Here is a 22,479-nt window from a genome sequence, read left to right as displayed (position 1 = left end):
CCGGCGCACAGGCAGCCCTCGGGCCCGACGGAACGGACGCAGCACGGTGCAGAGTCGGTTGGACGAGCGTTTCACGGCCGCCCGCGAGGAGGGTCGATCCCTGCTGGTCGGCTACCTGCCGGCAGGCTACCCGACGGTCGACGGCGCGGTCGCGGCCATGCGGGCGATGGTCGCGGCGGGCGTCGACGTCGTCGAGGTGGGCCTGCCCTACTCGGACCCGACCATGGACGGGCCGGTGATCCAGGACGCCGCCGACGCGGCGCTGCGTGGCGGGGTGACGACCGTGGACGTGCTGCGCACCGTCGAGGCGGTCGCCGCCACCGGTGCGCCGACCGTGGTCATGACCTACTGGAACCCGATCGACCGTTACGGCCCGGCGCGGTTCGCCGCCGACCTCGCCGCGGCCGGCGGAGCGGGGACGATCACCCCGGACCTGCCGCCCGAGGAGGCGGACCCCTGGCTCGCGGCGAGCGCGGAGCACGGGCTGGACCCGGTGTTCCTCGTCGCGCCGAGCTCCTCGGACGCCAGGATCCGGCGGGTCACCGGGATCTCCCGCGGGTTCGTCTACGCCGCCTCGCTGATGGGCGTCACCGGCACCCGCGCCGCGGTCGGCAGCCAGGCCGCCGATCTGGTTGCCCGGGTGCGGGCCACCACCGAGCTGCCGGTCGCGGTCGGCCTCGGGGTGAGCACCGGCGCGCAGGCCGCCGAGGTCGCCGGGTTCGCCGACGGGGTGATCGTCGGTTCGGCGCTGGTCAAGGTGCTGGTGGACGCGCAGCGCTCGGGCACCGGCGACGCCGCCGCCCTCGCCGGCATCGGCCGGCTGGCCGCCGAGCTCGCCGAAGGGGTGCGTGCCCCCGTCCCGGCCTCGGCCTGACCGGAGTGGCGCCGCGGCCCCCCGCCGGGTCTCCGCGGCCCGCGGGATAGCCTGACGACCGTGGTATTCGCCGCCATCCCCAGCCCCTCCCGCGGTGTGGTGCATCTCGGGCCGGTGCCGTTGCGCGCCTACGCCCTGATGATCATCATCGGCATCGTCGTCGCCGTCGTCGTCACCGGACGCAGGCTGCGTGCCCGGGGCATGGACCCGGCGCTCGCCGGGGAGATCGCCTACTGGGCCGTCCCCTTCGGGATCGTCGGTGCCCGGATCTACCACGTGCTCAGCACCCCGGACGCCTACTTCGGCGAGCACGGGCACGTCGCCGACGTGGTGAAGATCTGGAACGGCGGGCTGGGGATCTGGGGGGCCATCGCCGGCGGCGCGCTGGGCGCCTGGCTCGCCGCCCGGCGTCTCGGGATCAGCCTCGCCCTGTTCGCCGACGCCGCCGCGCCCGGGATCATCCTCGCCCAGGCCATCGGGCGCTGGGGCAACTGGTTCAACCAGGAGCTCTATGGCAAGCCCACCACGCTGCCCTGGGCGGTGCGCATCGACCCCGCGCACCGGGCCGACCCGGGGGTGGCGACGTACCAGCCGACGTTCCTCTACGAATTCCTGTGGAACCTCGTCGTGGCCGCCATCCTGCTGTTGGTCGACCGGCGCCACCGCCTCGGCCGTGGCCGGCTGTTCGCCCTGTACGTCGCGCTCTACACGTTCGGCCGGCTGTGGATCGAGATGCTGCGCATCGACACCGCGGACGAGATCCTCGGCCTGCGCGTGAACATCTGGACCTCCGCGATCGTGTGCGTCGGCGCGGTGGTGGCGCTGCTGGTCGTGCGCCGGCCGGTGGACCCGGACGTGTCCCCGCAGGAGCAGCGGGCGCTGGGGCTGGTCCAGGATCGGACCCGGCGCCAGCCGACGGACGCCGCCGGCGAAACCGCCGGCGAGACCCGCACGGCCACCCGGCACGACGACGCCACGGACGGGGTCGACGTCAACGGCGCCGACGTCGACGGCGCCGATCCCAGCAACGTCAACGGCGCCAACGTCAACGGCGCCGATCCCGTCAACGTCAACGTCAACGACGCCGACGGCGCAGGGGCAGGGGCAGGGGAGCAGCCGGTCGCGGGGGCCGAGAACGGAGCGGCCGCGGTGTCCTCCGGGCGGACGCGGGTCGAAAGACCGCCCGCGACCTGAGCGTTCACGGCGCTGCCCGAGCGACGCGCCCGGGCTCACGGCACGGTGCCGCCGCACTACTCGGGCCACCCGTGGTCATGCCCGGAAATGTGACGTTATACGGCCGTGATCTCCTGGACATATATGATCACGGCGCATCGACGCGGCGCGTGGCACACTCGACAGGAGGCAGCCGGCGCTGGGCCAGCGCTGTCATGTCTCGTTTCACCTCGGACAGCGTCGTCCGCACCTCCTTCAGCCCCTGAAGATGGACAGGACTTCGCCGGATGCCGAGTGCGCAAGGTCTTTACGACCCCACCTTCGAACACGACGCCTGTGGTGTCGGCTTCGTCGTCGACGTGCGCGGCCGACGTAGCCACGAACTGGTCGACCAGGGCCTGACCGTGCTGCGCAACCTCGATCACCGAGGTGCGTCGGGCAGTGACCCGGACACCGGCGACGGAGCCGGCATCCTGGTCCAGGTCCCCGATCTGTTCCTGCGCGACGTGGTCGACTTCGCCCTGCCCGCGCCCGGGCGGTACGCGGTCGGCATCGCCTTCCTGCCGCAGGTCGCGGGGGAACGCGACGACGCGGTGCGCACGATCAGCCGCATCGTCCGCCAGGAGGGCCTGCGGGTCCTCGGCTGGCGCGAGGTGCCGACGGTCAGCCACATCGTCGGGCACGCGGCCCGCGAGGTGGAGCCGAGGATGCGCCAGCTCTTCCTCGCCCTGCCGGGCAGCCTGCCCGGCGCGGGGGCGAAGGGCGTCGCGAACGCGCAGGGGCCGGCCGAGGGTGCCGCCGCGGACGGCGCCGACGACGGCTTCGACGTGGGTGACCTGGAGCGCCGGGCGTTCTGCGTGCGCAAGCGGATCCGGCGGGAGACCGGCGTCTACCTGTCCTCGCTGTCGTCGCGGACGCTGGTCTACAAGGGCATGCTGACCACGCATCAGCTCTCGGCCTACTTCCCCGACCTCGACGATCCGCGGTTCGCCAGCGCCATCGCGCTCGTGCACAGCCGCTTCTCGACGAACACGTTCCCGAGCTGGCCGCTGGCACACCCCTACCGGTTCGTCGCGCACAACGGCGAGATCAACACGGTCCGTGGCAACCGGAACTGGATGCGGGCCCGCGAGGCGCTGCTGGCCAGCGACCTCATCCCCGGCGACCTGGCCCGGCTGTTCCCGATCTGCGCGGACGGCGCGAGCGACTCGGCGAGCTTCGACGAGGTGCTGGAGCTGCTGCACCTCGGCGGGCGCAGCCTGCCGCACTCGGTGCTGATGATGATCCCCGAGGCGTGGGAGAACCACGCCGAGATGGATCCGGCGCTGCGAGCCTTCTACGAGTTCCACTCCACGCTGATGGAGCCCTGGGACGGCCCGGCGTCGATCGCGTTCACCGACGGCACGGTGATCGGCGCGGTGCTGGACCGCAACGGCCTGCGCCCCTCGCGCTACTGGGTGACCGACGACGGGCTGGTCGTGATGGCCTCCGAGGTCGGCGTGCTCGACATCCCGCCGCACAAGATCGTCCAGAAGGGTCGGCTGCAGCCGGGCCGGATGTTCCTCGTCGACACCGCGCAGAAGCGCATCGTCAGCGACGAGGAGATCAAGTCGGAGCTGGCAGGCGCCGCCCCCTACGCCGAGTGGCTGCACGCCGGGCTGATCTCGCTGGACGACCTGCCCGACCGCGAGCAGGTCATCTACGGCCACTCCTCGGTGCTGCGCCGCCAGCAGGTGTTCGGCTACACCGAGGAGGAGCTGCGCGTCCTGGTCGCGCCGATGGCGCGTGCCGGCGCCGAGCCGATCGGCTCGATGGGCACCGACACTCCCGTCGCCGTGCTCTCCAGCCGTCCCCGGCTGCTGTTCGACTACTTCACCCAGCTGTTCGCGCAGGTCACCAACCCGCCGTTGGACGCGATCCGGGAGGAGCTGGTCACCAGCCTCGGGCGGACCCTGGGCCCGGAGGGCAACCTGCTCGCGCCGTCGCCGGCGTCGTGCCGGATGGTGCACCTGCCCTACCCGGTGATCTCCAGCGGCCAGCTCTCGAAGATCATCGGCATCAACGACGACGGGGACATGCCCGGGTTCGCCTCGGTGACCGTGCGCGGCCTCTACGACGTCGACGGGGGCGGGGCGGCGCTCGCGGCCCGCCTCGACGAGATCTGCGCCGGGGTCAGCGAGGCCATCGCCGACGGGGCGCGCATCGTCGTGCTCTCCGACCGTGACTCCGACGAGCGCAAGGCGCCGATCCCGTCGCTGCTGCTCACCGCGGCCGTGCACCACCACCTGATCCGGGAGCGGACCCGGACGAAGGTCGGCCTCATCGTCGAGTGCGGCGACGCCCGCGAGGTGCACCACATCGCCCTGCTCACCGGCTACGGCGCCGCGGCGGTCAACCCGTACCTGGCGTTCGAGTCGATCGACACCCTGATCGCCGAGGGCGAGATCGCCGACGTGTCCCGGGAGCAGGCCGAGAAGAACCTGATCAAGGCGCTCGGCAAGGGCGTGCTGAAGGTGATGTCGAAGATGGGCATCTCCACCGTCGCCAGCTACACCGGCGCCCAGGTCTTCGAGGCGATCGGACTGTCCCAGGAGCTGGTCGACGCCTACTTCGTCGGCACCCCCTCGCGCCTGGACGGCATCGGGCTGGACGTCATCGCCGACGAGGTCGCCGCCCGGCACCGCCGTGCGCACCCGCGGGTCGCCTCCGAGCTCGCCCACCGGGGCCTGGAGGTCGGCGGCGAGTACCAGTGGCGGCGCGAGGGCGAGATCCACCTGTTCAACCCGGAGACCGTCTTCCTGCTCCAGCACGCCACCCGGACCCGCCAGTACGACGTCTTCCAGGAGTACACCGGCAAGGTCGACGGCCTGTCCCGGGAGAACTCGACTCTGCGCGGGCTGTTCGAGCTGCGCACCGGGGTACGCCCACCGGTGCCGATCGACGAGGTCGAACCGGTTTCGGAGATCGTCAAGCGGTTCGCCACCGGCGCCATGTCCTACGGGTCGATCAGCGCGGAGGCGCACGAGACCCTGGCGATCGCGATGAACCGGCTCGGCGGCAAGTCGAACACCGGCGAGGGCGGCGAGGACGCCCGCCGTTTCGTCCCCGACGCCAACGGGGACCTGCGCCGCTCGGCGGTCAAGCAGGTCGCCAGCGGCCGGTTCGGCGTGACCAGCGAGTACCTGGCCAACGCCGACGACATCCAGATCAAGATGGCGCAGGGGGCGAAGCCCGGCGAGGGCGGCCAGCTCCCGGGCCACAAGGTCTACCCGTGGATCGCGAAGACCCGGCACTCGACGCCCGGCGTGGGGCTGATCTCCCCGCCGCCGCACCACGACATCTACTCGATCGAGGACCTCGCCCAGCTCATCCACGACCTGAAGAACGCCAACCCGAAGGCGCGGGTGCACGTCAAGCTCGTCGCCGAGGTCGGCGTCGGCACGGTCGCCGCCGGCGTCTCCAAGGCGCACGCCGACGTGGTGCTGATCTCCGGGCACGACGGCGGCACCGGCGCGTCCCCGCTGACCTCGCTCAAGCACGCCGGCGCCCCCTGGGAGCTGGGCCTGGCCGAGACCCAGCAGACGCTGCTGCTCAACGGGCTGCGCGACCGGATCGTCGTGCAGGTCGACGGCCAGCTCAAGACCGGCCGCGACGTCGTCGTCGGCGCGCTGCTCGGCGCCGAGGAGTTCGGCTTCGCCACCGCGCCGCTCGTCGTCGCCGGCTGCGTGATGATGCGCGTCTGTCACCTGGACACCTGTCCGGTTGGAGTGGCCACCCAGAACCCGGCGCTGCGGGAGCGGTTCACCGGCAGGCCGGAGTTCGTCGAGGCGTTCTTCACCTTCATCGCCGAGGAGGTTCGCGCCTACCTCGCGGCGCTGGGCTTCCGGACCCTGCAGGAGGCCGTCGGCCGCGTCGACCTGCTCGACGCCCGCGCGGCGATCGAGCACTGGAAGGCTTCCGGGCTCGACATCACGCCGCTGCTGCACACCCCCGAGCGGCCGTTCGGCGGCTCGCTGAACTGCACCTCCAGCCAGGACCACGGGCTGGACAAGGCGCTGGACAACTCGCTGATCCAGCTCTGCGAGGGGGCCCTCGACGACGGCCGGCCGGTCTGGCTCGAGATGCCGATCCGCAACGTCAACCGCACCGTGGGCACGATGCTCGGCTACGAGGTGACGAAGCGGTACGGCGCGGCCGGGCTGCCCGACGACACGATCCAGCTGCGCTTCACCGGGTCCGCCGGGCAGAGCTTCGGCGCCTTCGCCCCCAGGGGCATGACGCTGACCCTCGAGGGCGACGTGAACGACTACACCGGCAAGGGCCTGTCCGGCGGCAAGATCTTCGTGTTCCCGCCCAAGGAGTCGCCGCTGCGCGCCGAGGAGAACATCGTCGCGGGCAACGTCCTGCTCTACGGGGCGACGGCGGGGGAGGCGTTCTTCCGCGGGATCGTCGGCGAGCGGTTCTGCGTGCGCAACTCCGGGGCGACCGCGGTCGTCGAGGGCGTCGGCGACCATGGCTGCGAGTACATGACCGGCGGCACGGTGCTGGTCCTCGGCGCGATCGGGCGGAACTTCGCCGCCGGCATGAGCGGCGGCGTGGCGTACCTGTACGACCCGGTCGAGGCCCGGATCAACACCGAGATGGTCGACGTCGAGGACCTGGAGGCCGCTGACGAGGCGGTCGTGCGCGACCTGCTCGTCCGCCACCGCCGGGAGACCGGTTCGACGGTGGCCGCGCGGCTCTACGCCGACTGGGAGAACGTGCGCGGCGCGTTCCGCAAGGTCATGCCGCGCGACTACAAGCGGGTGCTCACCGCGATCCGCCAGGCCGAGGAGCAGGGCCTCGTCGCCGAGGACGTCATCATGGCGGCGAGTCGTGTCTGACCGGCGCCGCCCGTGCGGCGGCCGGCCGGCCGTGGAGAAGCTGAACGTCGATGGGGCCGGGTGGCCCGGACGGATCCGACAGGAGTGTCATGGCTGACCCGACAGGCTTCCTCAAGCACCGCCGGGAGCTGCCGAAGCGCCGGCCGGTCGACCTCCGCCTCCAGGACTGGCGGGAGGTCTACCAGCCCTTCCCCGAGGAGCACCTGCGCGAGCAGGCCGGCCGGTGCATGGACTGCGGCATCCCGTTCTGCCACAACGGCTGCCCGCTGGGGAACATCATCCCCGAGTGGAACGACCTGACCCGGCGCGGGGACTGGACCGACGCGATCGAGCGCCTGCACGCGACGAACAACTTCCCCGAGTTCACCGGCCGGCTGTGCCCCGCGCCGTGCGAGGCGGCCTGCGTGCTGGGTATCGGGGACGACCCGGTGACCATCAAGCAGGTCGAGGTCAGCATCATCGACCGGGCCTGGGCGGACGGCACCGTCGTGCCGGTGCCGCCGACGGTCCGCACCGGGAAGCGGGTCGCCGTGGTCGGCTCCGGCCCGGCCGGGCTCGCCGCCGCCCAGCAGCTCACCCGCGCCGGACACGACGTCGTCGTGTACGAGCGGGCGGATCGGATCGGCGGGCTGCTGCGCTACGGCATCCCCGAGTTCAAGATGGAGAAGAAGGTCGTCGACCAGCGGCTCGCCCAGATGGAGGCCGAGGGCACCTCGTTCGTGACCTCCTGCAACGTCGGGGTCGACATCTCCGCCGACGAGCTGCGTTCCTCGTACGACGCGGTCGTGCTCGCCGGTGGCTCGACGGTCGGTCGCGACCTGCCGGTCCCCGGCCGCGAGCTCGGCGGCATCCACCTCGCCATGGAGTTCCTGGTGCCGGCGAACCGGGTCGCCCAGGGCGACCTGGCGACCTCGCCGATCTCGGCGAAGGGTAAGCGGGTCGTCATCATCGGCGGCGGCGACACCGGCGCGGACTGCCTGGGCACCTCGCATCGCCAGGGCGCGGCGTCGGTGCACCAGCTGGAGATCATGCCGCGGCCGCCGGAGCTGCGGGCGCCGGCCAACCCGTGGCCGTCGTACCCGATCGTCTACCGGGTGTCCAGCGCGCACGAGGAGGGCGGCGAGCGGGTCTTCGCCGTCAACACCGAGCGGTTCCTCGGTGACGACGAGGGCAACGTGCGGGCGCTGCGCATGCACGAGGTCCGCTTCGTCGGCGGGAAGTTCGAGAAGGTCGAGGGCACCGACGTCGAGCTGCCCTGCGAGCTGGTGCTGCTGGCCATGGGCTTCACCGGCCCGGAGAAGCCCGGCCTGCTGACCGATCTCGGGGTCGACCTCGACCCCCGGGGCAACGTCGCCCGCGACGCCGGCTGGTCGTCGTCGGTGCCCGGCGTGTTCGTCGCCGGGGACATGGGCCGCGGCCAGTCGCTGATCGTCTGGGCGATCTCGGAGGGGCGCGCGGCGGCCGCCGCGGTCGATCGCCACCTCATGGGCCGCACCGACCTGCCCGAGCCGATCACCCCGACCCGTCGCTGACGATGACGGCCGCCCTCCCGCAGGGGCGGCCGTCACGGCCGGTCCCCGCCGGCGTCACCGGTGTGGCCGCGTGCGGCCGCGACGGTCAGCTGTTCGCGTTCGGTGACACAGCGCTGTGATGTGCCTTGCTCCCTGCCGGATCTGCCCCGATTGACCGAGATCTGCTAGGGGCATCGGCGCTGGTGGCGGTACCGTCCTGTCCTATGAGGCTCGTGCTGCTCGGCCCCCCGGGCTCCGGCAAGGGAACGCAGGGCGCGCGCATCAGCGCCCGCCACGGCATTCCCGCGATCTCCACCGGCCAGCTCTTCGACCGGCAGATCGCCGCGGGGACGGACCTGGGCCGCCGCGCCGAGCGGTATGTCCGCGCCGGCGAGCTCGTGCCCGACGAGATCGTCCTGGACATGGTCGCCGAGCGGCTCGACGGCAGCGTCGACTGCGCCGTCGGCTTCCTGCTCGACGGCTTCCCCCGCACCTACCCGCAGGCGGAGGCGCTGGACCGGATGCTCGCCGCGAGCTGTGGCCCGCTCGACGCGGTCATCGACCTCGACGTCGACATCGACGAGGTGCTCGACCGTATCCGCCGCCGTGCGCACACCGAGGACCGCGTCGACGACGGCGACGACACCGCGCGTCGCCGGCTGAAGGTCTTCGCGGAGGAGACCGCGCCGCTGCGCCGCTACTACCGCCGCAGCGGACTGCTGCGCACCGTCGACGGCGCGGGCACCCCCGACGAGGTGGCCGCCCGCATCGAGCGCGTGCTGGCGGACACCGCCCACCCCGAGCTGCACCTGCCCGGCTGACCGCTGCGGCGGGGGAGCCCGAGGGGTCCCCGGTCGCTGCCGCCCGCGTGGGACCGCGTCGAGTCGCGATATCTTGAACGCGGTGAGCCAGGGCGCGGATGAGCGGGAGCCGTCGGTACGGACCGGTCGGGCCACGGGCGGCGCCCAGCCCGCCGCCGGTCCGCCGCACACGGGCCGCCGGCGCGCCACGCACCTCGGTCTGGTTGCCCTCGTCGTGGTCTGCTGGCTGCCGCTGGTGGTCATCCTCACCGCGTCGCGGACCGTGCTGAACCCGGCCTTCTACTCCCAGTCGCTGGCCCGAGCGCACGCCTACGACCGCATCTACACCGAGGTCCTGCCCGACCCGGCGGTCGACACGCTGCTCGCCGGTCTGCCGATCGACAGCTCACTGGTCACCGCGAACCTGCGTACGGTGCTGCCGCCGGCGACGGTGCAGGAGATGACCGACGAGCAGATCACCCGGATCGTCGACTACCTGCGCGCCCGCACCGGCGACGTGGAGCTCGCCGTCGACCTGCGGCCCATCTTCGGCAACATCTCCGGCCTGGCCAACCGCTACATCGCCGGCGAGCTCGGCGCCGGCACCAGCTACCGGGTCGCGTCCGTGCAGGACTTCACCCACGGCGTGCTGACCGCGCTGGACGACATCGCGGCGGGCCGCCCCCCGGCGTCGCTGCCCAGCATCGAGCTGACCCCGCAGGACACCGACCGGATCCTGCCGCTCGTGCTCGACCGGGTGGATCCGGCGACCCGCGCGCGCGTCGGTCCCGAACTGCGGGCGTTGCTGCGCTCGGGCGACGTCGCCGGGGCGCTGGCCCTCATCGGGCCGCAGGTCTTCCAGGGCGACGAGCGGGCCACCGCGCGGCTGCAGGCGTCGCTGCACGGCTCCACCCTCGACCTCGGCCTACGCCTGTCGGACCTGCGCGACTCCCCGGCGATCACCGCGATCGACCGCCTGCACGACGTCGCCGCCACCCTGACCTGGGTGACCGTGCTGCTGAGCCTGATCATGGCCGGCGCGCTGGCCGGCATCGTCGTGCTGGCCGGGCGGCGGGGGGTCTCGCGGGTCCGCGCGGCGGCCGGGGCGGTGATCGCGGCCGGGCTCGGCGCGGCCCTGCTCGGGGCGGTGCTGCGCCTGACCCTGCCCAATCCGCTGACCTCGCTCGCCGGGCCGCGCTCGCCGTTGCCCCCCAGGGCGAGCGCGGTGCTCGTCGACTTCTCCCGGCACGCCTACGGGACGGTGGAGGGCGACTACCTGCGGGTCGTGGCCTGGACGCTCGTCGTCGGCCTGGCCGCCGCCGGGCTGTCATTGCTGGTCGCGGTGTCGGCGCGGTGGAGCCGGACGGGTCGCCGCCGCCGGGTCGCCACCGCGTTCGCCCTGGCCGTGCCCGTGATGGTCACCGTGACCTGGACCGCGTTCCCCGGCGCCGCCGCCGAGCCGCGCGAGCTGTGCGAGAGCAGCCCCTCGCTGTGCGATCGGCGCTACGACCAGGTGACCTACCTCGCGACCCACAACGCGATGGCGAACAGCGAGGACCGGTTCCTCGGCCCGTCCCAGGACCCGACGATCGTCCACCAGCTCGACTCCGGGGTGCGGACGCTGCTGATCGACGTCCATCACTGGACGCCACCCGCGCAGGTCGAGGCGTACCTGGCCACGCTGCCGCCGGCGACCCGCGCGGCGCTGGCCCCGCTGACCCGGGGTGCCGTGTCGACGCGGCCCGGCGTCTGGCTGTGCCACAACCTGTGCCAGCTCGGCTCGCTGGACCTCGTCACGGAGCTCGGCCGGGTGCGGGACTGGATGGCCCGCAACCCGACCGAGGTGGTGACACTGATCATTCAGGATGACGACGTCCCGGCCAGCGAGATCGCCGGCGGGGTTGCGGCGGCGGGGCTCGCCGGCATGGTCGCGACGCCGCCCGACGATCCCCATGGACGCTGGCCGACGCTGCGCGCCATGATCGATTCGGGTCGGCGGCTGGTGGTCTTCACCGAGCGCCAGGACCTGCCGGGCACGTTCCTGCGCGGCTTCTACCGGTACGCCGCCGACACGCCGTTCGCCGCAAAGCGGCCCGAGGACCTGCGCGGCTGCGTGCGCAACCGGGGCGCGGCCGGTGCGGGCCTGCTGCTGATGAACCACTGGCTGACCGACGCCGCGCCCAGCCGGCGGGCCGCGCTGACCTCCAACGCCGCCGACACCATCGTCGGCAGAGCCGAGCGCTGCCGTGCGGAGCAGGGCCGGACGCCGACGTTCGTCGCGGTCGACTTCTCGACGATCGGTTCGGCGCAGGCCGCGGTCGACCGCCTCAACCGCCTCCCCGCATCGGCGGCCTCCGCTACCGGAGGCTGATGACGCCACTGGAGGCTGCTGACGCCACCGGAGGCTGATGACGGCGCCGGAGGTCGACGGGGTGGCGGAGGTTGACGGGGTGGCGGGGGTAGCCGGTGGGAGCATGGGTCGGCCATCGTGCGTTGCAACCAGCGAGAAGACGCCTCCGTCGACCCCACACCCGCGCAAGGGAGTCCAGGTGCCCATCTGGAACCAGCTTCGGCAGTCCGCCCAGACGATGCAGGGCCAGCTCGCCGCGAAGAAGAACGACCTCAAAAGCGGCGCCTTCCGCGATGCCAGCATGGCGATCTGCGCGTTGGTCGCGGCGGCGGACGGGACGATCGACCCGGCCGAGCGTCAGCGGGTCGCGTCACTGATCATCTCGAATGACGTGCTCAACAACTTCCCGGCCGACGACCTCCAGCGACGCTTCAACGACTACGTCGGCAAGCTCCAGGCGGACTTCGAGTTCGGCAAGGTGTCCGTCCTGCAGGACATCGGCAAGACGAAGAAGAAGCCGGCTGAGGCGCGCGCCGTCATCCAGATCGGCATCGTCATCGGCGGGGCGGACGGCACCTTCGACAAGAGCGAGCAGGCCGTCGTGCGCGAGGCGTGTTTCGCGGTCGGGATCAGCCCCGAGGAGTTCGATCTGTAGCTCCGCTCCGGGGTACGGTGGCCGCCGAGCGCCTACCTCGTCACACTTTCTCCCATGTTCGCCGCCGGAGCTGGATGCTCGGGCAGATCGCCCGAACGGGTTGACCTGCAGGTCAACGCGTTGCCCGGGGGAGCCGGGCGGCAGGCGGGTGCGGACTGCGGCGCCCATGGCCGTCCGGGTGGATCCCCGCGGCGACGGCGTGTGACGAGGGAGGACGCGTGGGTCCAGCCGATGCCCTGCTGACGGCCGGGGCGGGTCTGCTGGCGGGAGCGGTCAACGCCATCGCCGGCGGAGGGACCCTGATCGCCTTCCCCGCTCTGCTCACCACGGGCATGCCCGCGCTGACCGCGAACATCACCTCGTCGGTGGGCCTGCTCACCGGCTACGCCGGCGGTGCGCTGGGCTACCGCCGCGAGCTCGCCGACCAGGTCGACCGGCTGCGGGCGCTCGGACCGCCCGCGATGCTCGGCGGGATCGTCGGCGCGGTCGTGCTGCTGGCCACCCCGTCGGACAGCTTTCGGGCCCTGGTCCCGTACCTCGTCCTGGTCTCCTGCCTGCTGCTGGCGGCGCAGACCCGGCTGGCCGCGGTCGTGGCGCGCCGTCGGGCCGCGGCCGCCGTGGCAACGGCCGCCCCGTCGGTTCCGGCCGCCCCGTCGGTTCCGGTCGCCTCAGCGGTTCCGGTCGCCTCGACGGTTCCGGTCGCCTCGACGGTTCCGGCTGCGTCTGCGGCGGGGATCGGCGGCTCACCGACCGCGGTCACCTGGCCCACCCGAATCGGGATCTTCGTCGCCGGCGTGTACGGCTCGTACTTCGGCGCCGGCCTCGGGGTGCTGTTGCTCGGCGTGCTGGGGATCCTGCTCGTCGACGACCTCCAACGCACGAATGCGCTCAAGACGCTGCTTGCCTTCGGCGTGAACGCGGTGGGCGTCGCCGTGTTCCTCATCACCGCGAAGGTCTCCTGGGGATTCGCGGGCATCCTCGTGGTCGCCTCGCTGCTCGGCGGCCTGCTCGGCGCCCGGATCGCCCGGCGGCTGCGCCCGACCCTCCTGCGTGCGGCGGTCATCACGCTGGGTGTCGTCGTGGCGATCGTGCTCATCATCCGGAACTGATCGGCGCCGCGCGGGCCATCTCACCAGGGGCCGTCGCATCGAGGACGATCTCACCGGAGGCCATCGCGCGGCCGGCCATCTCATCGCGGGACAACCGGCCGGACAACGCTCCGACCTACGTCGGGTAATTTTGCCGGTCCGCGCCTCGAATGACGCTCACGTCAGTGTCACAATGGCAGCCCGACGAGCCGGGCCCGGCGGAGCCGTATTCGGCGCGCCCGCATAATCTGTGTACGCAGTGTTCCCGAGGAACGCTCACGTAACGGTAATCCTGTGCGGATGGCGCAACAATCTCGCCCCGCTGAGCGTCTATCAGCGGGGCTGCTGCCAGCGTGATCCGCGCGGGGTCGGTGGGTCCTGTCGCGCCAGGGGGTGGCGCGGTATCGCGGCATGCCCGTGCGGTCGGTCGGAGTGCCGACGCGCGTGGCCGTCCGCTGGGAGGGGTCTTGTGTTCGACGATGAACCGAGTGCAGACGGGCGGTCCGGCGCGGCGCGGCCGGGGGCGCAGCGGGCGGGCGGGCGGGGCCTGAGCCGCCCGTCGGCGGGGGCCGCGCGCTGGTCGGACCGGGCGCTGGCGCTGTGCGCGTTGGCCGGGCTGATCGCCGCGGCCGCCGTGACGCGCACCTGGGCGCGCGCGACCCTGTCGGACCGCGGCTCGGCGTTGCTGGTGGTCACCCGATCGGGCTGGCAGTTGCGGCCGGCCGGGCCGCTGGTCGTCGCGTTCGGCCTGGTCACGGCCCTGGTCTGCCCGCTGGCGCACCGCCGCGGCCGGGCCGCGTTCGGCGCGCTGCTGGCCCTGCTCGGCGCCGCCGTCACCGGCCTCGCGCTGAGCCGGCTGCACGCCGCCGATCCGCTCGTGCACACGATCGGCCGGCTGCGTATCGGCACCTTCCAGACCGACGAACCGGTCGCGGCGGGCACCGCCGGCGCGGGCCTGTGGACCGCGGTCGTGGCCGGAATCGTGATGGTGCTGACGGCCGTGGGCTGGCTGCGGCTCTCCCGCCGCGCCGCGGCGGAGTCCCACGCGTCGACGGCCGGCGGATGGGCCGGCCCGGCCGGAGCGGCGCAGGCCGGCTTCGCTCCTGTCGCCGGGCCCGCCCCCGCCGAGACGCCGGGAGCCGTGGCGTCCGGAGCCGTGGCGTCCGGAGCCGTGGTGTCCGGAGCCGGGGTGTCGGGGCCGGCTGGGTCAGGAACGGTCGGGTCAGGAGCGGCCGGGTCGGGTGCCGGGTCGGCGGGGCGCGGTGGGATCCAGGGCGGCGACGGAGCCGCGGAACGCGGAGTCGACCATGGCCTATGACTATGCGTCGTTCTCGACGCTCGCCGGACCGCTCCAGGAGCCCCCCGCCCGCGGGGAGTACCACGTCGCCTACCGCAAGATCATGGTCGGGCGGGCGCTCTACCAGGTGTTGCCGCAGCTCATCGCCACGGTAGGCCTGTCGTCGTTGTTCTTCGTGTGGCTGCTTCAGCCGCAGCACTACCCGCATGCGAAGTACCTGCCGACCGCCGTGCAGGTCGGCAACGCCGTGATGTTCTGGCTGATCGTGGTCACGGAGGGTATCCGGCTACTGAACTCGATCACCCTGTGCTGGTCGGCCTACATCATGCGCAATCCGGTGCCCGTGCGACCACCGAAGGGGCTGCGCGTCGCCTTCACGACGACGATCGTGCCGGCGAAGGAGCCCCTCGACGTCGTCCGGGACACCCTCATCGCGGCGCGCAACATCCGCCACGACTCGACGATCGACGTCTGGCTGCTCGACGAGGGTGACGACCCTGCGGTGCGTGCGATGTGCGCCGAGATCGGGGTCAACCACTTCTCCCGCAAGGGTGTGGAGCGCTGGAACACCGGCCGCGGCCGGTTCCGGGCGAAGACCAAGCACGGCAACCACAACTCGTGGCTCGACGCGCACGGCGACACCTACGACGTGGTGCTCTCCGTCGACCCGGACCATATCCCGCTGCCGAACTTCGCGGAACGCATGCTCGGCTATTTCCGGGATCCGAACGTCGCTTTCGTCGTCGGCCCGCAGGTCTACGGAAACTTCCGCCATTACCTGACCCGTGGCGCCGAGGCGCAGAACTACATGTTCCATTCGGTCATCCAGCGGGCCGCGAACCGGTTCGCCGCCGGCATGTTCGTGGGCACGAACCACGCCTACCGGGTCGAGACCTGGCGGCAGATCGGCGGCTTCCAGGACTCGATCACCGAGGACCTCGCGACGTCGTTCGCCGTGCACGGCGCCCGCAACCCGCGAACGAACCACCGCTGGACCTCGGTCTACACCCCGGACGTCATCGCCGTCGGTGAGGGCCCGGCCACCTGGACGGACTTCTTCAGCCAGCAGCTGCGCTGGGCGCGGGGCGCCAACGAGGTCCTCGTCACCGAGGCCGCCGGCCGGATGCGCAAGCTCAGCTGGGGCCCGCGGCTGCACTACGCCACGCTCATGCTGCACTACCCGACGGTCGCGCTGACCTGGATCCTCGGCATGATCCTCACCACGACGTACATGGCGCTGGGCTCCACCGGGGTGGTCGTGCACGTCTCGGCGTGGCTGGCGCTCTACATCGACGTGTTCGCCGCCCGGCTGCTGCTCTACTTCTGGCTGCGCCGGTTCAACACCAGCCCGCACGAGGAGGCGGGCAGCGCCGGGATGTCCGGCATCTTCGTGTCGGTGCTGTGCACGCCGTTCTACTCGACGGCGTTCGTCGGGGCGATCTTCCGGCGCAAGCTCGGTTTCGTCGTGACGCCGAAGGGCGACCAGGCGAGCCCGGACCGGCTGCTGACCTTCCGCAAGCACCTGTTCTGGGCGGCCTGGTCGGCGGGGTCGATCGCGGCCGCCGCCGCGCTCGGCCACCTGTACCCGGCGAACATGGTCTGGGTCTCGCTGTCGCTGGTGACCTGTCTGCTGCCGATCGGGCTCTGGGGCCTCGAGCCGATCCTCGCGCCGCGGCGTGCGGCGGCGCCGAACCCGCTGCCCGCCGCGCACGTGCCGGCGCCGCGTAGCGCGCCGCGGACCGTCGGGTCGGGCGGGCACGCACCCGTCCGCGCGGCCGCGGCCGGGTACCCGTCCGCCCTCGACCCGGTCACCGAGGAGGTGCCGGCCGCCGTCGTCGCGACGTTCGCCGAGCCGGCGACGGAGCACGTGCACGTGCCGATTCCCGCGGTGCTGGCCGGCGCCGGCGCGTCCGGTGCCGGCGCCGAGACGATCGTCGGACCGAGGGTTCCCGCCGCCGCGTCGGCGAAGTCCGCGGGCCGGGCGGGCGATTCCACGGGCGTGGACGGGCCCACCATCCTGCTGTCCGCCCCCGCGGCGGCCGCGGCCGCGGCCCGAGCCGCAGCCGGTGGCGCTGGCGGTGGCGGTGCCGGCGGTGCCGGTGGTGGTGGTGGTGGTGGTGGTGGTGGGATCGCCGGCGCGGGCGGTGCCGACCAGGACACCGTCATCACCCGCACACTGCCCTCCAGCGGGGGCCGGCCGCCGCGGGAAGGCGATCGGCCCGCCGCGGACGGGCGCGAGTGGCGCCGGGAGCGCCGGGCTGCCGAGCGGCCGGCCGACCTGCCCGCCTACGCCGACGACGAGCTCCCCTTCACCGAGCTCCCCTACGCCGAGCCCGCCTACGCCGACGACGAGCCTGCCCAGGTCGAACCGGCGTTCACGGAACAGCAGACCGTCCTGACCCGGCGCGGCAAGGACCTGGCCGGGGTGTCCGCCGCGGGCGAGCAGCCCGCCTACGTCGAGGACGTCACGATGCGGCTCACCCCGCGCCGCCGCCGCGTCACCCTCGATGGCACGCTCGAGGAGCTGCACTGATGGCCGACCGTCCCCGGCGTTCCGGCCCGACGCCGGACCCCGACCCGCCGACCGTCTCCGACCTGCCGCCGCCGGGCGGACCGCGGCCACTCGACGACCCCCGGATGGCCCCCGTCGTCGCCGCGCCGACGACCTCCCGGCGGCGCCGTCGGCTCCTGCAGGCGACGGTCATCGTGCTCGTCGTCCTCGCCGGCAACTTCCCGTACATGGACTCCTGGGCGTCCGACCGGTACGACGAGTGGCGCTCCCACCAGCCCGCGTACATGCGGGACAACGGGCGCTGGGACATCGTCGCGGACAGCGGCTCGCGGTCCATCCATGCCGCGCTGCTGCGCACCGGCAAGGTTCTGTTGATGTCCGGTTCCGGCAACGACAAGAACAACTTCGACGCCAAGCGGTTCGAGACCGTCCTGTGGGATCCGACGGCGAACAGCTTCCAGAAGATCTACACGCCGTGGGACGTCTTCTGCGCCGGTCACGCCTTCCTGCCCAACGGCGATCTGCTGATCGCCGGCGGGACGAAGGCCTACGAGGTGCTGGCGCAGGACGCCCCCGACGGCAAGAAGAAGGAATACGAGGGCCTGAAGGACTCCTACGTGTTCGATCCGATCAGCGAGCGGTACGTCAAGACCGGGTTCCTGCAGCACGCCCGCTGGTATCCGACGCTGGTCACGCTCGCCAACGGCGCGGTCGTCGCCGTCTCCGGGCTCAACGAGAACGGCGACATCGACCCGGGCAACACCGAGTCCTACGACATCGCGAGCTCGGCCTGGATCGAGCATCCGGAGCTGGTCAAGGAGTTCCCGACCTACCCGTCGCTGCTGCTCGCCGCCGACGGGCGACTGTTCTTCTCCGGCGCCAACTCCGGCTACGGACCGGCGTCGCTGGAGGCGCGCCAGTCGGGCCTGTGGAATCTCACGAACAACCAGTTCCAGGCCGTTCCCGGGCTGCCGCTGCCCGAGGTCAACGAGACGGCCGGCACCGTGCTGCTCGCCCCGGCGCAGGACCAGAAGGTCATGTTCATCGGCGGCGGGGGCGTCGGCGACACCCAGGTGGCGACCGACCGCACCGCCATCGTCGACCTGGCCGCGCCGCAGCCCGCCTGGCAGCGCGGTCCGGACCTCAGCTCGCCGAAGCGGTACCCGGGCGCCGTGCTGCTGCCCGACGACACCGTGCTGGTCTCCGGCGGGTCGCGGCGCTACCGGGCGAAGGACACCCTCACCGCCGAGATCTACGACCCGGCGACGAAGGCGTTCCGCCCGGTGGCCGACCCGCATGTCGGCCGCGACTACCACTCCGAGTACCTGCTGCTGCCCGACGGCCGGGTCGCGGTCTTCGGCTCGAACCCGCTCAGCGACGACAACACGTTCGACACCCGCGTCGAGGTCTACTCCCCGCCCTACCTGTACGCCGGGGAACGCCCGGTGATCAGCGGCGCCCCGGGCACGATCACCCGAGGCACGACGATCACCCTGCACGCCTCACAGAAGATCGGCAAGGTCCGGCTGATGCGGCCCGGTGCCTACACCCACGTGACCGACACCGAGCAACGGTCGGTAGCGTTGCCGATCACGGCACAGGCGGACGGTACGGTCACCGTGAGCGTGCCGGACAATCCGAACGTCCTGCCGGGTGACTGGTACATGCTCTTCGTCGACAACGGTGCGAACGTGCCGTCGGTCGCGACCTGGGTGCACGTGACCCCCTGACGGCCGCCCGACGCCGGGGTCGGCGAGGCCACCGTCGAGAGGAGTGACTTCGTGCCGACGTCCAGGTCCCGGGTCGCCGCGCCCACGCCGCCGGGCGGCGACCGGGTGCGGCCGGCCTGGCCGCGCCGGGCCCCGGCCCCGCGTGGCCGGGCAGGGCGGGCCTGGCGCCCGCGCGCCGGCGGGCGACCCCGCGGGGTCGCCGCCGTCCTCGCCCTGGTCGCGGCGCTGGTCGTCACGCTGGTCGGGTGCGGCCCGGGCGGGGGGAAGTCGGCCGGCGGCGCCGGCGGGGCCGGCGGGGCCGTGGGCGCGGCCGGTGCCACGACTGCGGTGCCCGCCCCGGACCCGACCCGCTGCCCCGCGGGCGGCGGTGCCGGGGGCGGTCCGTCCCTTGCCGGCGGCGAGGCCGCCGCCGGGTCGGCCGACGGCGCCGCCGCGCGGGGCCGCGCGCCCCGGGGTCCGTTCCTGGTCGACCCGGCCGGCCAGGCGGCGCAGCAGGCCCAGGCACACCCGGCCGAGGCCGCGGCCATCGCCCCGCTCGTGCAGACCTCGAGCGCCTTCCCGGTCGGCGACTGGGTGACCGACGTCGTCGGTGAGGTCCACAGCCGGGCCGCCGCGGCGGAGGCGACCGGCGCCACCGCCGTGTACATGGTCTACGCCATCCCGCACCGGGACACCGGGGGCGTCTACTCCGCCGGCGGGCTGCCCGACGCCGCCGCCTACCGCCAGTTCACCCGTCAGGTCGCCGCGGGTATCGGCGGCGCGGCGGCGGTCATCGTGCTCGAACCCGACGCGCTCGGGCAGATCGACCGGCTCGACGCCGCCCAGGCGGCGGAACGCTACGCGCTGCTGCGTGACGCGGTCGACGTGTACGGCGCGCTGCCGGCGACCAGCGTCTACCTGGACGGCGCGAACTGCGGCTGGATCGCCCCGGCGGTCATGGCCGGGCGGTTGGCGCAGGCCGGGATCGCGCACGCCCGCGGCTTCGCCGTCAACGTGGCGAACTACTACCGCACCGAGGACGAGGCCGCCCGCGCCGAGGTCCTCTCCCGGTTCGTCGGGGGGGCGCACTACGTCGTCGACACCTCCCGCAACGGCCGCGGACCGGCGGTGGGGCTGACGAACCCGTGGTGCAACCCGCCGGGTCGCGGCCTCGGCGAGAAACCCACGACCAGCACGGGATATCCGCATGCCGACGCGTTCCTCTGGGTGAAGACGCCCGGCGCCAGCGACGGGGAATGCGGCCGGGGCGATCCGACGGCGGGCGCATGGTGGCCGCAACAGGCCGCGGAGCTCGTGCGCAACGCCGCGGGCTGAACGTCCGACTGAACGTCCGACTGAACGTCCGACTGAACGCCCGACTGAACGCCCGGCTGAACGCCGACCGGTTATCCGCGCCCCCCGGACGGGGGAGGGAAGTCTCCCGGTACGGCAGATTCCCCGGTACCCGCCGGTGTGTCGCCATTGTGGCGGTCGATATGCTCTTTCCCGACATCGGGGCACTGCGCGTCAACGCCGCGCGGTCGCGTGCATTCGGAGGTCGTGTGTCGGACGCCTCGGGGCACCGCCGTCATCGTCGTCCCACCCCGGCGGTGGGCCGGGTCCCGGCGGCCGCGGGCGCCGCGCGAGGTCACCACGGCCGGTTCTTCGCGTTGCTCTGGCCGTTCGCGGCGCTCATGGTGTGCGCCGGCTTCGGGCTGGAACAACTCGTCATCGAGCCGGCCTACGGGTCCTCGGGCGGATCGAGCACGGTCGCCGCGCAGCCCGGCATCATCACCCTCACCCCCGCCCCGGCGCCGGCGGAGCCGACACTCGCCTCGTCGGGCCCGGTCCCGGGGGCGAAGGTCGGCGTGGCCCTCGCGCCCGCCGCCCGTGCCACCCGGCCGGTGGCGTCGGCCAGCCCGGCGGTCACGGTGGTCGGGCCCACCGTCGCGGGCGCCGGGGGTTCCGGCACGCCGACCGGCGCCGCGGCGCTGCCGGCGGTCGTCGCTGCGACGGCCGGCGACCCGTTCGCCGCCGCGACCCTCTACGTCGATCCCGCCGGTGACGCGGCCCAGGCGGTGCGCACATTGCGCCAGAGCGATCCCGCCGGCGCGCAGACGCTGTCCCGACTGGCCGACCGCTCCCACGCGGACTGGTTCGGCGATCCGGATCCCGCCACCGTGCGCACCCGCGTCGCCGACCGGGTCCGGGTGGTGCGGGCGGCCGGCGCGCTGCCCGTGCTCGTCGCCTACGCGATCCCGCAGCGCGACTGCGGCGGTGGCCAGTCGGCGGGCGGGGTCGGCGGCGAGTCCGCCTACCGGGCCTGGATCGCCGCCTTCGCCGCCGGCATCGGCTCCGGCCCCGCCGCGGTCATCCTGGAGCCGGACGCCCTGGCCCAGATCGACTGCCTGGCGCCGGCCGCCGCCACCGCCCGGTACGCCATGCTCGGCTACGCCGTCGACCAGCTCGCCGCGGTCGGGGCCGAGGTTTACCTCGACGCCGGCAACGCCTCCTGGCATTCGGTCGCCGACACCGCCGCCCGGCTGCGCCAGGCCGGCGTCGCCCGGGCCCGGGGCTTCGCCCTCAACGTGTCGAACTTCGACGAGACCGCCGACGAGACGGCCTACGGCGACGCGGTCGTCGCCGCCCTCGGCGGCACCGCCCACTACGTCGTCGACACCTCCCGCAACGGTCGGGGGCCGGCGGCCGACAACGCCTGGTGCAACCCACCCGGCCGAGGCCTGGGCGTGGCTCCCAGCGGCCGGACGGGCAACCCGCGCGCCGACGCCTACCTCTGGATCAAGGTGCCCGGCGAGTCCGACGGCGCGTGCAACGGCGGCCCGGCCGCCGGCGGATGGTGGCTCGACTACGCCCTGGGCCTGGCGAGCAGGGCCGCGTGACCCTGCGCGGCAGGCCGCCGCGGTGGGGCCGCGCGGCGGTTCTGGTCGGTTGCCTCGTCGCGCTGCTCGGTCTGCTCGCCGCCTGCGGGCCCGCCGGCGGCTCGGGGTCGCCGGCCGGGGGACCGGTGCACCTCGACGACGTCAGCGGCGCCACCGGGGTGCGCGGCGTGCGCCTCGACCCCCCGGTACGCCTGCCCGGCGCGACCCTCACCGACACCGCCGGCCGGCCGTGGACCCTGCCGGCTGCCGCCGACGGCCGGCTCACCCTGCTGTTCTTCGGCTACACCTCCTGCCCGGACATCTGCCCCACGACGGTCGCCGACCTCGCCGCCGCGGTGGGTCTGCTCACCCCCGCGCAGCGCGACCGGGTCCGGGTGGTCGTCGCGACGACCGACCCGGCCCGCGACACGGGCCCGGTCCTGCGCCACTGGCTCGATCAGTTCGACCGGTCGTTCGTCGGCCTGACCGGGCCGGCGACGGCGGTGACCCGACTCGCCGACACGGCCGGCGTCACCTTCAGCACGCCGACGCCGGCCGCGGATGGCACGATCGTGGTGCCGCACGGCAGCCAGGTCACGGCGATCGGCCCGGACGGCGTCGCCCGAGTCGGCTATCTCGCCGGCACCGCCGTCGCCGACTACGCCCACGACATCCCGCTGCTGCTCGCGGGAGAGAGCTGAGCGCGGGGCCCGACCGCCCGGCGCCCCGCGACGGTGGCGAGGGGAGC

14 protein-coding genes are annotated in these 22,479 nt (G+C 73.4%); all 14 read left to right on the top strand.

Features of this window, described 5'->3' with window-relative positions:
* Window positions 1-46 precede the first annotated feature (46 nt).
* The 14 genes from trpA (at window position 47) to FRAAL_RS21610 (ending at window position 22,432) form a co-directional block, all read left to right on the top strand.
* The gene (trpA, locus tag FRAAL_RS21675; protein WP_011606081.1) at window positions 47-874 is read left to right on the top strand and encodes a tryptophan synthase subunit alpha; all 828 of its coding nucleotides are present in this window, start codon (window positions 47-49) and stop codon (window positions 872-874) included.
* A gap of 60 nt (window positions 875-934) precedes the next feature.
* Window positions 935-2,068, top strand: a complete 1,134-nt coding sequence (gene lgt, locus FRAAL_RS21670) for a prolipoprotein diacylglyceryl transferase (RefSeq protein WP_011606080.1) — start codon at window positions 935-937, stop codon at window positions 2,066-2,068.
* Window positions 2,069-2,334: 266 nt separating this feature from the next.
* A complete protein-coding gene (gltB, locus tag FRAAL_RS21665) occupies window positions 2,335-6,930 on the top strand; it encodes a glutamate synthase large subunit (RefSeq protein ID WP_011606079.1) in 4,596 nt (1,531 codons plus the stop codon).
* Window positions 6,931-7,019: 89 nt separating this feature from the next.
* Complete coding sequence (locus FRAAL_RS21660) at window positions 7,020-8,462, top strand: glutamate synthase subunit beta (protein ID WP_011606078.1); 1,443 nt, start codon at window positions 7,020-7,022, stop codon at window positions 8,460-8,462.
* Between the two features lie 203 nt (window positions 8,463-8,665).
* Complete coding sequence (locus FRAAL_RS21655; RefSeq protein WP_011606077.1) at window positions 8,666-9,262, top strand: adenylate kinase; 597 nt, start codon at window positions 8,666-8,668, stop codon at window positions 9,260-9,262.
* 82 nt (window positions 9,263-9,344) lie between these two features.
* Entirely contained in the window at window positions 9,345-11,612 is a 2,268-nt protein-coding gene (locus FRAAL_RS21650) for a phosphoinositide-specific phospholipase C-related protein (RefSeq protein ID WP_308204179.1), read from the top strand.
* Window positions 11,613-11,790: 178 nt separating this feature from the next.
* Window positions 11,791-12,246 (top strand): tellurite resistance TerB family protein, encoded by a 456-nt coding sequence (locus FRAAL_RS21645; RefSeq protein ID WP_011606075.1) that lies wholly within the window; start codon window positions 11,791-11,793, stop codon window positions 12,244-12,246.
* 218 nt (window positions 12,247-12,464) lie between these two features.
* Window positions 12,465-13,355 (top strand): sulfite exporter TauE/SafE family protein, encoded by an 891-nt coding sequence (locus FRAAL_RS21640; RefSeq protein WP_011606074.1) that lies wholly within the window; start codon window positions 12,465-12,467, stop codon window positions 13,353-13,355.
* A 448-nt stretch (window positions 13,356-13,803) separates the two neighbouring features.
* Entirely contained in the window at window positions 13,804-14,652 is an 849-nt protein-coding gene (locus FRAAL_RS21635; protein ID WP_011606073.1) for a Trp biosynthesis-associated membrane protein, read from the top strand.
* A complete protein-coding gene (locus tag FRAAL_RS21630; RefSeq protein ID WP_041940855.1) occupies window positions 14,642-17,164 on the top strand; it encodes a glycosyltransferase family 2 protein in 2,523 nt (840 codons plus the stop codon). Before FRAAL_RS21635 ends, FRAAL_RS21630 begins: the two co-directional genes overlap by 11 nt.
* Entirely contained in the window at window positions 17,164-18,873 is a 1,710-nt protein-coding gene (locus tag FRAAL_RS21625) for a kelch motif-containing protein (RefSeq protein WP_231861186.1), read from the top strand. The genes FRAAL_RS21630 and FRAAL_RS21625 overlap by 1 nt, the downstream gene beginning before the upstream one ends.
* Before the next feature lie 51 nt (window positions 18,874-18,924).
* Entirely contained in the window at window positions 18,925-20,187 is a 1,263-nt protein-coding gene (locus FRAAL_RS35170; protein WP_011606070.1) for a glycoside hydrolase family 6 protein, read from the top strand.
* Window positions 20,188-20,414: 227 nt separating this feature from the next.
* A complete protein-coding gene (locus FRAAL_RS21615; protein WP_231861182.1) occupies window positions 20,415-21,752 on the top strand; it encodes a glycoside hydrolase family 6 protein in 1,338 nt (445 codons plus the stop codon).
* Window positions 21,749-22,432, top strand: coding sequence for an SCO family protein (locus tag FRAAL_RS21610; RefSeq protein ID WP_011606068.1), 684 nt, complete (start codon window positions 21,749-21,751; stop codon window positions 22,430-22,432). Before FRAAL_RS21615 ends, FRAAL_RS21610 begins: the two co-directional genes overlap by 4 nt.
* Window positions 22,433-22,479 lie beyond the last annotated feature (47 nt).

The sequence above is a fragment of the Frankia alni ACN14a genome, assembly GCF_000058485.1.
Classification (GTDB): domain Bacteria; phylum Actinomycetota; class Actinomycetes; order Frankiales; family Frankiaceae; genus Frankia; species Frankia alni.
This window is presented reverse-complemented; position numbering and strand designations above follow the sequence as displayed.